The 15,809-nt window shown below is 39.6% G+C and carries 15 protein-coding genes and 2 pseudogenes; 11 read left to right on the top strand and 6 right to left on the bottom strand.

Translation table 11 applies throughout. The annotated features are described in order from the left end of the window. Window positions 1-34 precede the first annotated feature (34 nt). From PGX00_RS21770 to PGX00_RS21800, 7 genes are all read left to right on the top strand, one after another. Window positions 35-1,669 (top strand): ATP-binding protein, encoded by a 1,635-nt coding sequence (locus tag PGX00_RS21770; RefSeq protein WP_272140524.1) that lies wholly within the window; start codon window positions 35-37, stop codon window positions 1,667-1,669. After that, window positions 1,666-2,358 (top strand): response regulator, encoded by a 693-nt coding sequence (locus PGX00_RS21775; RefSeq protein ID WP_272140976.1) that lies wholly within the window; start codon window positions 1,666-1,668, stop codon window positions 2,356-2,358. Before PGX00_RS21770 ends, PGX00_RS21775 begins: the two co-directional genes overlap by 4 nt. Window positions 2,359-2,641: 283 nt before the next feature. Further along, window positions 2,642-2,935: a citrate lyase acyl carrier protein gene (citD, locus tag PGX00_RS21780; RefSeq protein WP_272140526.1), complete on the top strand. Its 294-nt coding sequence runs from the start codon at window positions 2,642-2,644 to the stop codon at window positions 2,933-2,935. Next, a complete protein-coding gene (gene citE / locus PGX00_RS21785) occupies window positions 2,935-3,813 on the top strand; it encodes a citrate (pro-3S)-lyase subunit beta (protein WP_272140528.1) in 879 nt (292 codons plus the stop codon). Before citD ends, citE begins: the two co-directional genes overlap by 1 nt. Before the next feature lie 69 nt (window positions 3,814-3,882). Further along, on the top strand, window positions 3,883-5,352 hold the full coding sequence (gene citF, locus PGX00_RS21790; RefSeq protein WP_272140978.1) for a citrate lyase subunit alpha: 1,470 nt from the start codon (window positions 3,883-3,885) through the stop codon (window positions 5,350-5,352). Window positions 5,353-5,355: 3 nt separating this feature from the next. Beyond that, window positions 5,356-5,877, top strand: a complete 522-nt coding sequence (gene citX, locus PGX00_RS21795; RefSeq protein ID WP_272140530.1) for a citrate lyase holo-[acyl-carrier protein] synthase — start codon at window positions 5,356-5,358, stop codon at window positions 5,875-5,877. Window positions 5,878-5,941: 64 nt separating this feature from the next. Then, window positions 5,942-6,361 (top strand): YbaN family protein, encoded by a 420-nt coding sequence (locus tag PGX00_RS21800; RefSeq protein WP_272140980.1) that lies wholly within the window; start codon window positions 5,942-5,944, stop codon window positions 6,359-6,361. Here the strand turns inward: PGX00_RS21800 and PGX00_RS21805 are convergent. Continuing rightward, window positions 6,348-7,214 (bottom strand): patatin-like phospholipase family protein, encoded by an 867-nt coding sequence (locus PGX00_RS21805; RefSeq protein ID WP_272140532.1) that lies wholly within the window; start codon window positions 7,212-7,214, stop codon window positions 6,348-6,350. The two genes, PGX00_RS21800 and PGX00_RS21805, sit on opposite strands and share 14 nt — an antisense overlap. A 188-nt stretch (window positions 7,215-7,402) precedes the next feature. Here PGX00_RS21805 and PGX00_RS21810 point away from each other — a divergent pair, with 188 nt between their 5' ends. After that, a complete protein-coding gene (locus PGX00_RS21810) occupies window positions 7,403-7,540 on the top strand; it encodes a hypothetical protein (RefSeq protein WP_272140534.1) in 138 nt (45 codons plus the stop codon). 76 nt (window positions 7,541-7,616) lie between these two features. On the opposite strand, the gene PGX00_RS21815 is transcribed toward PGX00_RS21810, so the two are convergent. Together PGX00_RS21815 and PGX00_RS21820 are read right to left on the bottom strand one after the other, a co-directional pair. Then, window positions 7,617-8,180 carry a glutaredoxin family protein gene (locus PGX00_RS21815; RefSeq protein ID WP_272140536.1) on the bottom strand — a complete coding sequence of 188 codons (564 nt, stop codon included), beginning with the start codon at window positions 8,178-8,180 and terminating at the stop codon, window positions 7,617-7,619. Window positions 8,181-8,351: 171 nt separating this feature from the next. Continuing rightward, window positions 8,352-9,278, bottom strand: coding sequence for a porin (locus PGX00_RS21820; protein WP_272140538.1), 927 nt, complete (start codon window positions 9,276-9,278; stop codon window positions 8,352-8,354). Window positions 9,279-9,757: 479 nt separating this feature from the next. Here PGX00_RS21820 and PGX00_RS21825 point away from each other — a divergent pair, with 479 nt between their 5' ends. Then, complete coding sequence (locus PGX00_RS21825; RefSeq protein ID WP_272140540.1) at window positions 9,758-10,543, top strand: AraC family transcriptional regulator; 786 nt, start codon at window positions 9,758-9,760, stop codon at window positions 10,541-10,543. 233 nt (window positions 10,544-10,776) lie between these two features. Here PGX00_RS21825 and pyrC read toward each other — a convergent pair whose 3' ends face one another. After that, complete coding sequence (gene pyrC / locus PGX00_RS21830; protein ID WP_272140542.1) at window positions 10,777-11,805, bottom strand: dihydroorotase; 1,029 nt, start codon at window positions 11,803-11,805, stop codon at window positions 10,777-10,779. A gap of 198 nt (window positions 11,806-12,003) precedes the next feature. Here pyrC and PGX00_RS21835 point away from each other — a divergent pair. After that, window positions 12,004-13,850, top strand: a pseudogene (locus tag PGX00_RS21835) (MOSC N-terminal beta barrel domain-containing protein). Here the strand turns inward: PGX00_RS21835 and PGX00_RS21840 are convergent. Continuing rightward, entirely contained in the window at window positions 13,847-14,182 is a 336-nt protein-coding gene (locus tag PGX00_RS21840; protein WP_272140544.1) for a hypothetical protein, read from the bottom strand. The pseudogene PGX00_RS21835 and the gene PGX00_RS21840 sit on opposite strands and share 4 nt — an antisense overlap. A gap of 162 nt (window positions 14,183-14,344) precedes the next feature. Continuing rightward, window positions 14,345-15,175, bottom strand: a complete 831-nt coding sequence (gene nadE, locus PGX00_RS21845; RefSeq protein WP_272140546.1) for an ammonia-dependent NAD(+) synthetase — start codon at window positions 15,173-15,175, stop codon at window positions 14,345-14,347. A gap of 83 nt (window positions 15,176-15,258) precedes the next feature. On the opposite strand from nadE, the pseudogene PGX00_RS21850 reads away from it, so the two are divergent. Further along, window positions 15,259-15,790: pseudogene (locus PGX00_RS21850) on the top strand (nicotinate-nicotinamide nucleotide adenylyltransferase). Window positions 15,791-15,809: the final 19 nt, after the last annotated feature.

Raw genomic sequence — 15,809 nt, forward strand, 5'->3', positions numbered from 1 at the left:
CATCGTTAGGTTTTTATCTTGAATTGTGAGTTGTATGGATAACCCAACCCTACGTCTAAAACAAAAATTGAAAATCGGAATGTCCTTTCGAGGACGTGTTTTTGTGCTTATTTTAGCGCTTTTAATGCTACAAGCCATCATTATGGCATTCAATTTTCATAACACATTAACAGATACGTTACACCATCAAGTAGGTACTAGAGCACTAATTCAAGCACAAGAGATAGCAAGTGATCCAGAACTGATCCAAGAAGTTAGAATAAAGAATGTCGTCGCTGTAGAGCATGTGATCAACAGGTTGCATGGAATATCAGACGCAAGTTTTATCGTTGTAGGTGACGAAAAAGGTATTAGGCTTTCGCATCCAGTAAAAGACCGAATTGGGAAGCCTATGCAAGGCGGCGATAATGCAGGTGCATTAGAAAGAGGTGAATCTTATATTTCCGTTCGTGAAGGAAGCCTTGGTTATGGAGTAAGAGGTAAAGCACCAGTCATAGACTTTGATGGGAACATTATTGGCGTAGTCTCAGTTGGGTATTTACTTAATAGATTTGACCAATGGTTTGTTTTTTATACTAAGCCATTGATTTTTGAAGTTCTGATTATTCTTTTACTCACCGCAGTCGGTGCTTGGACGTTTTCTTCGCATATTAAGAAAAAAATGAATGGTATGGAACCATCAGAAATCGCCTTGGCTCTGTATTTACAAAAATCTATTTTAAGTTCGGTATATGAAGGCGTTATAGCAATAGATAAGAAAGGTTATATTCTCGCAGTAAATAATACGGCTCGAGAGCTTTTGGGTACTGAAAGGGGTATTAAGTATCTTAAAACCCGCCAGATTATCGAGTATGTATCTCAGACTCAGTTTTTCTTTCAAACACCATTTGAAAAAAATATTAAAGATGAGATTGTATCTTTAAATGAGCAGACGTTAATCGCTAACAGAGTCGCCATTTTCGATGGTGAAGTATTGATTGGTTGGGTGATCAGTTTTAGGCATAAAAATGATATCAACTCTCTGACAGCAGAGCTTAGTCAGATAAAGCAATATACGGAAAACTTGCGAGTCATGCGACATGAACATGCAAATAAGTTATCAACGATTGGAGGACTGATTGAAATTGGTGATAACGCTGCTGCTCTTAAAATAATTAACCACGAGAATAGTAAGAAACAACAATTGATAGATTTTGTTAGCTCGCGGTTTCAATGCAGGCAAGTCGCAGGAATCTTACTTGGAAAATATTCTAGAGCAAGGGAGTTAGGGCTGGAGTTAAAATTTGACCCCACCTGTCAGTTGTATAATTTGGCAGAAAAAATTGAGCCAGATGAGCTGTCAGCAATTATCGGTAATTTGATTGATAATGCATTTGAAGCAACGCTTAAAAATCCAGACAGTAACAAAGAAATATCGCTATTGATTACCGACGCAAGCCATGAATTAGTGATAGAGATTGCTGACAATGGTTGCGGTATACCGCCTGAACTTGCTGCGGATATCTTTAGTCGAGGAATAACTAGCAAAGTAGATAGTGATGGTCACGGTATTGGACTCTATCTTATAAACCGTTACGTTACTAATGCCGGCGGCGTTATCTTGGTAGATAATGCAGAGCCTAAAGGCACTATATTTTCAATTTTTATACCAAATAATGGTGAAAAATAATGAATACTATTGATGTATTAATTGTCGAAGATGACACCGCAATTGCAGAGTTACACGCGCAATTTTTAAGACAGACATTACGCTACCGCCCTGTGGGGATTGCTTCAAATCTGAATATGGCACGAACCATGATAAAGGTTCAGAAGCCAAAGCTGATTATTCTTGATAATTACCTACCCGATGGAAAAGGTACGGACTTATTAAGAGAGATTGTTTCAGATAAAAGCAGTGATAAAGCTGATGTAATACTGGTAACGGCTTCGAGTGAAATGGATACAGTAAAAGAGGCGATGCATTGTGGGTGCTTCGACTATATATTAAAACCTGTCGCCTATGATAGGTTGCAAGAAACGTTAAATAGGTACTTGAAATTTAACAGTGCTATAAATGCATTTGACAACATTAGCCAGCGCCACGTTGATGATCTTTTCAACATCCAGGCTCGAGACAAAACGACGGGATCGCTTCCAAAAGGTATTGGTGAATTAACCTTGGATAAGATAAAACAAGTCTTTACTCAGAATATTGGTGTTAGATATACCGCTGAAAGTTTGGGTGCGGAAGTAGGTATAAGTAAAACGACGGCAAGACGTTATCTTGAATTCTGTTCAGCTAGTGGATTCTTAACCGCGGAAAACGAACATGGCCGAGTAGGACGTCCAGAGCGGGTATACCTTAAGACAGATTAACCTCTTTTATTAAGTCAATAGTAACCATAATGATGGCTGTTTTTAATCAAGCACAATAGACGGTTTGATTAAAAATAGTGATTGTCAATTCCCCTAAATATTCAATTAAAACCATTAAAAACATAAACGATTTTTACCTTTCAATGAAACTAGAGTCCCATCATCATCTAGTCCTCCCTATTTAGGAAAATACCATTCAGATAATGAATTGGTCGCACCCCGTTGTACGCCAAATTCCAAATATTAAACGACCTAAGTATTTTCTAACTCATGAGGAGTTAACATGCATATTAAACAGCGATCTTACGCTGGAACTTTAGAATCTAGTGACCTGCTGGTAGAGGTTTTACCGTCTGAAACAGATACGCTAGACATTGAGCTGACGAGTTCAGTAGAAAAGCAGTTTGATGAACTTATTCTCAAGGTAATAACGGATACATTGAATGAGCTAGGTGTGACAGTCGCAACGGTCGTAGTGAATGATAAGGGTGCACTAGATTGTGTTATCAGAGCTCGAGTTCAAGCCGCGGTGATGCGTGCATCGGGTAGTGAAGAAATCAACTGGAGTGTAGTGTAATGGAAGCAAAGTTACGAAGAAGTATGTTGTTCGTTCCCGGCTCGAACGCTGCGATGTTAAGTAATACCTTTATTTATACCCCCGATGCCATCATGTTTGACCTTGAGGATTCGGTTTCTATTCGTGAGAAAGACACGGCGCGTATGTTGGTAATGAACACATTACAACACCCGCTCTATAGAGATATTGAAACTGTTGTTCGTGTTAATGGACTGGATTCTCAATATGGACGTGATGATGTAAAAGCGGTAGTAAAAGCTGGTGTTAATGTTGTTCGTTTAGCCAAGACAGATTCTCTACAAGATGTACTGGATATGGAAGCTGAAATAGAAGCCGCAGAGAGAGAATTTGGTAAAGAAGTAGGTAGTACAAGAATGTTGGCGGCGATAGAGTCTGCAATGGGGATCAATAATGCAGTCGAAATAGCTTTTGGTTCAAAGCGACTGATTGGTATTGCTTTAGGTGCTGAAGATTATGTACGTGATCTAAGAACAGAAAGAACAGCAGAAGGTACGGAGCTTCTTTTTGCACGTTGCTCGATACTTCAAGCTGCTAGAGCCGCAGGTATCATGGCGTTCGATACCGTGTATTCTGATGCGAACAACGAAGAAGGGTTCTTAAACGAAGCGGAACATATTAAATCGTTAGGGTTTGATGGGAAATCCCTTATAAATCCACGTCAGATTGAAATTTTGCACAATGTGTTCGCGCCTTCTCAAAAAGAAATAGATCACGCACAAGCCGTTATTGAAGCTGCTGAAGAAGCCGAAGAAATGGGGTCTGGGGTGGTGTCTTTAAACGGTAAAATGGTCGATAGTCCAATTATTGAACGCGCTCGTTTAACCTTGAAACGTGCCGAGTCTGGTATTAAACAGTAAGGTACGACAATGGAAATATCAAACGAAATGACAGCGAATAACCAACAAACAGAACTGGATCAGTTAGCGATGAGACCTTTTATTGACGCACATGAAATCACGCCGCATTTGTTAAACAAAGAAACGAAAAAAAGCCGTAAGTTATATGCCACACTTCATGATGCAATAAAAGCGTCAGGTTTAGAAGACGGTATGACGATATCGTTTCATCACTCGTTCCGTGGTGGTGACAAAATAATTAATATGGTGATGAATGTCATCGCGCAAATGGGCTTTAAGAATCTAACTTTAGCGTCTAGTTCGCTTTCTAGCATTCATTCCCCTGTTGTAGGTCACATTAAAAATGGTGTGGTAAGCAAGATATACACTTCAGGGATTCGAGGCGACTTGGCCGAAGAAATATCTAGAGGACTGCTTGCTGAACCAGTGCATATTCACTCACATGGCGGTCGAGTACATTTAATCAAAACTGGTGAACTAAAAATAGATGTCGCATTTTTAGGTGTATCTACTTGTGATGAGTTTGGTAACGCAAACGCAACCATGGGTAAATCTCGTTGTGGCTCTCTAGGTTACGCTAAAGTTGACGCAGAACACGCAAAAACTGTGATCATGCTGACCGAACAACTTGTACCGTTTCCTAATCTGCCAGCCTCCATAGGACAAGATACTGTAGATGCCATTGTTCAGGTTGAAGAAGTTGGTGATCCTTCTAAAATTGGTGGGGACGCAACGCGTTTGACAACCAATCCACGTGAACTACTTATCGCAAGAAAAGCCGCTGATGTTATCGAACATTCGGGCTACTTTTTTGATGGTTTCTCGTTGCAAACCGGTTCTGGTGGTGCTTCATTAGCAGTCACTCGCTTTCTAGAAGACAAAATGGTTCGTAAAGACGTAACAGCGAGCTTTGGCTTAGGTGGTATTACTTCCACTATGGTTAACATGCACGAAAAAGGGTTGATTAAAACCCTGCTAGATGTGCAATCTTTCGATTCTAGTGCTGCAGACTCATTAGCGAGAAATCCACGTCATATGGAAATATCGGCAAACCAATATGCAAACCCTTCTTCGAAAGGTGCAGTTGTTGATCGCCTAGATGTGGTTATTTTGAGTGCACTAGAAATTGACACAAATTTCAACGTGAATGTTATTACCGGTTCCGATGGTGTGATTCGTGGTGCTTCAGGTGGTCACAGTGATACAGCTGCTGCTGCAAACTTAACTATTATTGTTGCGCCATTGGTACGTGGCCGTATACCTACGGTTGTAAATAAAGTATTGAATACTATTACGCCAGGATCGCAAATTGATGTCGTTGTAACGGATCATGGCGTGGCGGTAAACCCGATACGTACTGATGTGAAAACGCGTTTATTAAGAGCGGGTATTCCTGTGGTATCGATGGAAGACCTCCAACAACGTGCAGAGCTATTAACTGGTAAGGGTAAATCAATTCAATATCTAGACAAGGTAGTTGGGTATATTCGCTATCGTGATGGCTCGATTATCGATACCATCAAGCAGATAAAAGAATAATCCATGTATTCAGGCGTTCCTATTACTCTAGAGCAGTTACTAGGCTCTAGAGAGCAACGAGCTTTTAGACAAAGAGTGTGGTTGGAAAACCATGCTCTACCTTTAATTAGCTTTACCATAAATATGGTAGGTGAAGTTAAAGTCAATGCTCTGGCCAAGGTGGCTTTCAAGCAAGGAATAAGCGCAATATTAGAATGTTGCGAACAATCTACTTTCTCTTTAAAAGAGACAAAAATAACAGAACAGAATACAGGTCTAGAATTTTTAGCGGCTGCTGAAAACACCACGAGTCTGCATCTAAAGTCATTAATGGTGTCGATCGAAGACACCCATCCGCTAGGCCGTCTATTTGATATAGATATAATTGATATTAATGGCCATGCCTTGTCGAGGGATAGCATGTCGATGGATAGGAGACAATGCATCGTGTGTAGTAATGATGCGAAGATATGTTCGAGAAGCCGCCGCCACAGTAAACAGCTCATCATCGAAAAAATGACGGAAATGGTTCGCTCTACTCTATGATAAGTAACGTTAGTCTTAGAGATAATAAATTGATAGTGGGAACCATTCCTAATAAACTGTAGTGGTGTTACTTTTGTGGTTTATTAAATTGAAAAAATGGCTTCTGATTACTGTGGGTTGGTTGGCGACCGGGCTAGGGTTTCTTGGGGTTTTTCTCCCTATCTTACCGACTGTGCCATTTATACTGCTAGCGATGCTTTGCTTTAGCAAGAGTTCGCCTCGTTTTCAAATTTGGTTGCAGAACAATCAATATCTTGGGTCGACGGTGACTAGGATTAAACTGAACCAGGGTTTAACAGTACGAGAAAAACAGAAAATTTTAATCTACAGCTGGCTATCAATTGTCACAACCATCGTATTTTTGTTAGAGCGCATAGAGTTGCAAGTCTTGCTTAGTATTATTCTAGTTATCGAAACGTGGTTTATTCTACGGTACAAAACGTGTCAATCTACAGACAACGCCTCTACTTCTAGCTCTCTCTAAATGCTTTATTTGCCGCATCATACCCATATTGAATCATCTCTTCTGCACGATCAAATTCGAACGTACCACAGATGTTTTGGGGGATTTCTATAATTTTATCAGGTGGATAAGCCGCTAGTTTTTGACGGGCTATGGTACTTTGCATAGCATCGAATGCTTGGTTTGCAATATCAAAAGCGTCGAAATTAATATTGATAGACCCGATTACTGAGTCTTGCAGTTTGTCTATGTAATGACTTACCTTCTGTTGAATAGACCCTCTAGCGTGACTCGGTGTTATCTCTACGTTATCTGAAAGGGTGATGATATCGCCCCCTAAATTTACTGCTAAGGTTAAGTCTGTTTTATCTCCGAAAGTTGGTGCTATTGGAACAGGATTAAGCACACCTCCATCAATTAATTCTACACCGTCAATATTGAATGGCGTAAAAAAGAGAGGGAGAGAAATAGATGCTCTAATAGCATCAAATAAAGGACCAGAGTTCAACCATACTTCTTTTTCTTCTTTCACATTGGCGGCAACTGCAGTAAAGGGTATAGCAAGGTCTTCAATTCGAGTATCGCCAATAAGGTCGACTAGAGTATTAATGATGCGGTCACCTTTAAATAATCCGCTTGATTGCCATGAGATATCTAATAACTTGGCCATCGAGACCTTATCTATGGCAGTCACCCATTCAACAAAGGGATCGAGCTTTCCAGCGGCATATATGCCACCAATTAATGCGCCAGCTGAACAACCTGAAATTGAACGTATTTCGAAGTCATTTTCCAAAAGCCAATGAATAACGCCAATATGAGTTAACCCCCGAGCGCCGCCGCTACCTAAAACCAATGATACTGTTTTTGTCATGAATACGTTTTTTATTAGTGCAAGTGGCGTAACTATACACCTATCTTTACGGAAACCGAAAAATCAGCATCCAAAGTTGTAATTTAATTACATGTAAATGTGACTTGCATCTTGTATTGGGCCATTTATGTGATTATAATCACAATATAAAGAAAGTTAATTACATTTAATCAAGGTAGGAAAACAATATGGGACATGATCTAGGTGCTGCATACTTAAGCCAAATCATAGCTAAGCAAATGGTAGAAGAGGCAATCTACGGCAAGCCAACAACACCAAAAAGAAAATCTCGCGTAAAGGCGCTAGTAAAAAAACTTATTAAATAAAAACTGCCCCTCATGCTCAGGGGCATTTTTTTGTTCTTTATTTATAGAAATTAAAAATGTATCTAGAGAAATAAGTTTAGTCATTTTTCAATAATGGTTCTAAGTTGTCAGAACCACCGACATACTTACTGTGCAGCCAAATTTGAGGTACGGTAACTGGAGTTTTCTTACCAATGACGGCTTTTACTTCAGGGATCATTCGGTATAGTGCAGAACTGTCTTTTACAACATCGAAATATTCATAGTCGATGTTAGCATCGTCGAGCATCTGTTTGGCCTTAACGCAAAAAGGGCAAGAGTCCTTACCAAAAACGATATTTCCTTTTAGGTCATCTCGTTTACTCCATTGGTCAATGACGGATTGAACGAGTACACCTCGGTTTAGTGCTTCCCCCTGACTAATAACTTTATTTTCTACAACAATTATAGGTGCATGCCATGCGCCGAATTGAAGTGGTTCCCACCAGTGAGATAACCAATCTTTTACTTCCAGTTCTATAGGTACGCCTTTTAGTTCATTTTTAAAGGTGTCACTAAGTATATCTTTGGTTAAGGTACATTCTCCGCAGGGTATTTTGACACTAAAAGGCCCCCATTTTCCGCCCCAACGATATAAAGTTATTTTAATCGGTTGCGTCATATTCTAGATTTCCGTAATTAAGGTGCTTGTTAGATAAGAAAGAAGAAATAGGGAAAAAATTTCGATAAGATTTATTTTAGATCTCGATAGACAGAGAAAGGCCAAACTGTTGTTTGGCCTTTTGGCCTTTTGGCCTTTTGGCCTTTTGGTCTTTTACCAATGTAATTTGTATTAGAAATCGTAACGAATACCGGCTTGGAATTGGTTGTCTAGACTGTCGATTTGTTCAAATTTGTACCCAGCGTAAGTGCGCAGATTCGTAGTGAATTTATATACCCCCTCAATGGCGATGTTCTCTGCTTCATCCGATTTTTTAGAGGAGGCATCGTAATCACTCTTATTATAAACCGCGATAAAATCAGCCTTACCGAATGTGTATTTGGCTGATAATTCAAATGCCGTAGCATCATCGTCAGAGGCTTTACCAAAGGCTAAAAAAGCACCGAATGTAAAATCAGAAATCTTTACGTTACCCGCTAGGTTAAACTGACGGTCATCATCGGTAGAAACGAAACCTGCTCCAACATCATAGGAGTCAAAAGAATAAAGAGCAGCGACACCTATACTCTGATCGCTGTCATCGGATTTTTGAGCCGCAAGGTAGTTTGCCTTTACAACTACGTCTCCAAATTGTCCGGCGTATAAAAAGTTAGCGTCACGTTTGTCTTTGTTACCGTCTGTTAGGTCAGCCGCATCTGCTCCAAAGGTCGCCATTGTATCTGTGATATCGGTAAGCATTACTTGAGCTGAGTCTTGCTTGCCGTACGAAAAATCACCAGCTTTTGAACTAACACCCGCAAAAACGTAACGATTATTGATCGTGCTTGAATCGCTAGTATTAAATTCAGCTTCATATTTACCAAAACCGTCTAACGATTCAGTAATTTTTGTTTTGCCTACAACGTTCACACGGGCACGTGAAATATCATTAAATGAACTTGTCGACGAAGACTTATTATTATCTGAAATATTAAAGCGTGCTTCGGCACGTCCGCCAATCATCAGTTCAGTATCATCACTTTGATATACCGTTGCTGCAAAAGATGAACCTGAAACCAACGCTGTAATTGAGGTAGCGATTAATGTTATTTGTTTCATTTGACTGTCCTATGTTGAATATATTGGGTATTTGCCAATTATCTGATTGATTCCTACTGGCAATTACCACGCTCTAGTTATAGCTCTAGATTTTGCAACTGATTTTTAATTATTAAATGGAATTCTTCATGTGGAATTATGTCTAAAGAGGGTCGTTATTCCAAGATGGATTTTTTGCTGTGGTTGCAGAGTTCATGGCTACTGATAGTTCACTAAGGTGGACTGGCACTATAGTCGGCATTGGTGGAAACACAATATAAATGGTGGCAGTAGAGTTCGTTGATAGAGTAGATGCGCAAAAGGTCCAGTTAAATTGTGATGATGATGTAATTGTAAACGAAACGAGAATATACCTGACTTTATTATGCGGTGTATTTTATTCGATGGAACTTATGTCGGGCTATTTTTTCAGCTAAGCTTGATTTCTACCAATTGGCAGTGGATGATGAAGAACTGTTTACTTTAATCAGCAATTGCTTTTGAAAAACTCTCCTTATATCCACCCATCTTTGACGATAAACGAAGCCCCGTCTGATGTTTTCATGAACTTCGATGCATTTAGAGAAAACACAGAGACAAGATTGCATGCTCACGAATGGGGTCAGCTACAGGTTGTTACTGGTGGGTCATTAGAAATCATAGCCGAAGAGACTCGCTTCATCGCACCTCCCCACCTAGCGGTTTGGGTTCCCGCAAGGGCTGTGCATTATACGTTTAATCGCCGACCTTTAACTTACTGCTCAATCAATATAGATTCGGATAAATCCAGTTCTATGCCAGCACATACGTGTTTAGTCAGCGTGACGCCCATAGTTACCGCGATCATTGAAGATTTTAGAAAGCGGTCTGTCAACGTAGCGAAAACAACGCCTGACAAACGACTAGTTAACGTTTTATTAGATCAGCTATATATCAGTAAAGAACAAAACCATTTTTTGCCAAATAGTCACCACAAGATGTTGCAACCTATACTAGCCGCTTTGGAACGAGATCCAACGGATTCGGCATCACTCAAAATATGGGCGAGTAGGGTACATACTACAGAGCGGACACTAGCACGATATTGCCAAATTGAGTTGGGGATGAGTTTTACAGAATGGCGAATTAGATCAAAATATCTGCACTCTATGACGTTGCTTAAATCTGGTATGTCAGTCAAAGAGGTTGCTCTGACACTTGGTTATCAGCAGGCAAGTCCATTTATTGCTATGTTTAAAAAATACGCAGGAGAAACCCCTGAGCAGTATAAAAATAGGTTAATTTAGTGTGTGATGGTTATCTTTAGACTATGTCACCTAAGCTGTTGCGTTGGTTTCGTACTTAATTCCCCCATCACTATAGTTAAAACGAAAACCTAGTTGGATTTAGACCTTAAATTTCGTGGAGATGACGCATTTTATGTCATTTTTAGGCAACGTTAGGCCGATAAGTTTTAAGTAACTTAATCGACCGATATTTTTTGTACAAACGGCATTTATTACAAATAGGTTAAACGTTGCTATTTAACTTTCCAGAAAATCTCTTCATCAGCGCGAATAGGAACAACATGATCAGGCCCAAATGGCATGCTCTTATCAACTTTCCAAGTCTCTTTGATTAGCGTGACGCTGTCACTATTTCGAGGCAATTCATAAAAATCTGGTCCATTGTGGCTGGTAAATGACGCTAAATTTTCTAATTGGTTCTCTTTTTCAAACACTTCAGCGTACAGCTCTAAAGCCGCGTGAGCGGTGTAAGAGCCCGCGCAACCACAACTATTTTCTTTTTTGTCTTGCGCATGAGGTGCTGAATCCGTCCCAATAAAGAATTTTTTATTACCACTTGTCGCAGCTTCGATAAGTGCTTGCTGGTGGATGTTGCGTTTCAGGATAGGTAAGCAAAATAAGTGTGGGCGTATACCACCAACCAACATATGATTACGATTATACAGTAGGTGATGTGCTGTTATTGTAGCGGCTACATTGTCGCCAGCGTTTTTTACAAACTCAACGGCGTCAGCTGTTGTAATATGTTCACACACAATTTTAAGTTTATTGAATCTGGCCACAATAGGCGCAAGCACGGTGTCTAAAAAGACCTTTTCTCTATCAAAAATGTCTACTTCATTTGTAGTGACCTCACCGTGAATAAGTAATAGCATTCCTACTTCTTCCATGGCTTCTAACACGGGATAAAGGTTTGGTATAGAAGTTACACCTGAATCTGAATTTGTTGTCGCACCTGCTGGATATAGCTTTGCCGCCACAATTTTGCCAGAGTTCTTTGCTTCTTTAATGTCGCTCGGCGTTGTTTTATCCGTTAAATATAACGTCATTAATGGTTCGAAATGATCGCATGTGGTGTGTTGCTTAATTCGGTCATAATACGCTAATGCTAAATCTGTATTTGTTATAGGTGGAATAGTGTTTGGCATTATGATTGCGCGGCCATTGTAGCGGCTTATATCGCGGACAGTATCAGCTAATACCACCCCATCACGTAAGTGGACATGCCAGTCGTCTGGACGAGTAATGGTTAGATTTGTCATGCTTAATTTGCTCCACTTTTATAACAGGTGATTATGAATGCCTATGCTGACCTGAAATAATAGGTAGGAACAGTTTAGGCGTCAGGATAATATTAGAAAAAGTATTGTATTTCATTAAATTTTTATGAGTAAATGGATTAAAAGTAAACGTTTGCGCATTTTTTAATGATGTAGACAAATAATATGCAAGGAAACCCGATGTCTGACTCGTCTTTATCCCTTTTGTCCCAAATTAATGTCTATCCGATTAAGTCAATTAGAGGTATTAGTTTATCGTCTTCATGGGTTGAAAAGCAGGGGATCATGTTTGATCGCCGATTTATGATCGCAGACCACAATGGTGTCATGATTACCGCCCGATCGCATCCACAGCTTGTCAGGGTTAAGGCCAATCTAACGCCAGATGGTATGTGGCTAAGTTTTGATGAACAACTGCCGTTTAAATTGTCTATGAATGAATTTGGCATGGATAAAGTAACAACTAAAGTTTGGGATGACGAGTTTACTTCTTTTTCTACAACTGACTTTGCAAATCGTTGGTTTAGCTCGATTTTAGGAAAACCTGTACAATTACTATATACCGGAGAACAGTCAAATCGAGTAAGAGATAAATTAGGTCATAACGTAAGTTTCGCTGATGGTTACCCGTTGTTAATCATTAGTGAGGCGTCACTAGCTGCGCTCAATAAGCGAAGCTCAGAAAAACATGATATGGCTCAGTTTCGTCCTAATATCGTTGTTTCGGGGAATGAAGCCTTCGTGGAAGATAGTTGGAAGCGGATTAGAATTGGTAAGGTAGTGTTTGAAATACGTAAACCATGTCAGCGCTGTATTCTTACTACTGTCGATGCCGAAACTGGCCAATATAAAGCAAACAAAGAGCCGTTAAAGACGCTGATAAACTTCAGGTCTTGTGAGAATGGTGAAGTCTATTTTGGGCAAAATTTAGTGGCGTTAAATGAAGGAACAATTGAGGTTGGCGACCCTATCGAAGTATTAGAATATAAAGAGAAAGATCAATATCAAGACAAGGGGGTGTCCGAGGTGCCAGTTTCTGGAAACTTGAAATTAACCTGTGTTGAAATAGAGGAAGTCGCTAAAGATTTTGTAACCTATTGGCTAGAACCAACAAACGGAATTTTACCGAATTATTTTCCAGGCCAATATTTGCCAATAGATGTAACGCTAAACGGTATTTCGTACGCTCGATATTATACGCTTTCGTCTAGTCCAACTCGGCTGGGTCGCTATGCGATATCTGTTAAGCGTGTTGATGGTGGGAAGGTTTCCAATTATTTATCTGATAACGTACAGATAGGGGATGTGCTTACAGCAGAGTGTCCAACGGGTAGTTTTCATTTACAGGATGAAGTGGATAAGCCTCTGTTGCTCTTATCAGCAGGAAGTGGAGTGACACCAATGATATCTATGCTCAGATATTTAGCGGATAACAATCAATTAAACGATACTGTGTTCTTCCATCAATGCAGTACTTTAGATGACATTCCCTTTAGAGATGAACTCGATGCATTCCACAATCGATATCCTGGTTTTCAAATGATCATTTCATTGAGTCAGGCTCATGAAGAATGGGAAGGTGTGAAAGGGAGATTGACCCTATCTCATCTTAAAAACATACCTAATATCTCCTCTCGGCAAACGTTCGTTTGCGGGCCTAAACCATTTATGACAAAGGCAAAAAACCTGCTATTAAAGATGGGACTCCCTGAATCGAGTTATCATGAAGAGTCATTTGGATTGAATCTCGATATGGAAGCGAATGAGTTTAAAAAGGTGACATTAAAATTAAATGGCACGGAGTTCGATGGCGATAATCAATCTTCAATCTTACAACAAGCTGAAAAAAAGGTCTATTTATCGCGAATAGTTGCCGCGCTGGCTTGTGTGGAGCTTGTATGTTGAACCTTAAATCTGGCGTAGTTGATCAAGAAAATGTACCCGTGCTAACGAAAGAAGACCTTGCTAATGGTAAGATACTCGCGTGTTGTAGTATCCCGAAATCAGATATTGAATTATCAAGTTAGGTTAGAAGCAAGTATTCTTTGGGGTGGGTTATCTCTACGCTACGATTAGCGTGGAGAATGTAATCGGATACGTGAGTAATAACGTAGGTTTGTTTATTTGTTATGATATCCCCAACTTTCAGTTGGTTTAGTGGTTTATCACTAGAAGCACAAAACCATTCTTTGTAGGCGTGGTCATTCACTGTTACTAACGTTATGCTTTCTATTGCAATGACTCGAGAACCGTAGTTTGCGAGTATGACAAACCTATCACCAGTGACCATGCTCTCTACTTGAGTACCTGGTTTAAGTTGAGATAAAGAATTAAGTTGTTGAGGTGTTTGAGTTTGCATGTTTATTGGCGAATATTCTGGTGAGTCAATTGATTAAGATGGATATTAAAGCATTTTTTTGCTTAAGGGTCATCAGATAGTAAAAACACTTTTATTTAGGTGCTTTACTATCTGAATGCACAATCCGTTGAGCGATATATTCTGTAATTGGCTAAGTAAAACTTAATCGTAAATTGTTGGAATTGGCTCACGTTTATGCTGTGTGGCTGTATATATCGCCACAATCTTATCTTTTACATCTTTAGAAACTTCTTTACCTTCTAAAAAGTCATCAATTTCATCATAGGTTAGATGTAGGGCATCTTCATCGGCTTTCTGAGGGGAAAGCTCTTCTAAATCGGCTGTAGGTGTTTTTCCAACCAACAATTGAGGAGCACCAAGCGTATCTGCCAGCTCTCTAACTTGACGTTTGCTTAGACCAAATAACGGTGCTAAATCACAAGCGCCATCACCAAATTTCGTATAAAAACCGGTAATATTTTCTGCTGAATGGTCAGTCCCTATTACGAGCCCTGAAGCATACCCGGCAATTTCATATTGCACGACCATACGTGCACGTGCTTTAACATTACCCTTTACAAAATCATGTTTAGCATCATCAACAGGGAGGATACCTGTGTCGATAAGCGCAGCGCCGGTAACGGCATGTATACCATCAACACCCGCTTTAATATTCACAGATACTGAGTGTGTTGGCTTGATGAACGAAAGCGCTAGTTGGGCTTCATCTTCATCTTTTTGCTCGCCATAAGGTAGGCGTACGGCAATAAATTTGTACTCCGCTTGAGTAGAACCTTCGTTTAAACTGTCAACGGCTAGCTGGGCTAATCGCCCACAGGTAGTTGAGTCGACTCCACCACTTATGCCCAATACCAATGACTTACATCCGGATTCAGTCAATTTAGTTTTGATAAATTCTACACGGCGATTAATTTCGAATTGTGGATCGATAGAGGGTAATACGCGCATCTCTTCACGAATTTGATGTTCCATTTGGGTTCCTTTTCCTACAAAATGTATCAACAGGTAATATCATACCTAATAACGTGCAATTAAAAACAGTGAAAATTTGTCTTATGACGTTAAAAATAGAGAACAAAACTAAATTTGCTATATTTGGGAGTGCTTTTAATCCCCCGAGCTTAGGGCATAAGAGTATTATCGACTCACTCGATCATTTTGATAAAGTCATTTTGGTTCCAAGTATTTCGCATGCTTGGGGAAAAAAATGTTGGATTTTGAATTGCGCTGTAAGATGGTGGATCTTTTTATAAAAGACCTAGGTTCTAACAAAGTAGAATCTTCTAAGGTTGAAAAAAACTCCACAAGCCCGGCCGAAGTGTGACCACATTTGATGTTCTTTCTGAGTTTGAAAAACAGTACCCAGATACGGAATTGACTTTTATTGTTGGGCCAGACAATTTTCTTAATTTCAGCAAGTTTAGCAATTATGAGAAGATATTGACTCGTTGGTCTGTTGCTGTTTACCCTGAAAAAGTCAATATAAGAAGCACTTATATAAGGGAAAACCTCAAAGACAATAAACCGATAAAAGATCTGACTACAAACTCCGTCGAAAAGTACCTTCTTGCCCAAAACCTATACTGAATAACTTTACTAATAAAGT

The sequence above is a fragment of the Vibrio algarum genome, assembly GCF_028204155.1.
In the GTDB taxonomy this organism is placed as follows: domain Bacteria; phylum Pseudomonadota; class Gammaproteobacteria; order Enterobacterales; family Vibrionaceae; genus Vibrio; species Vibrio algarum.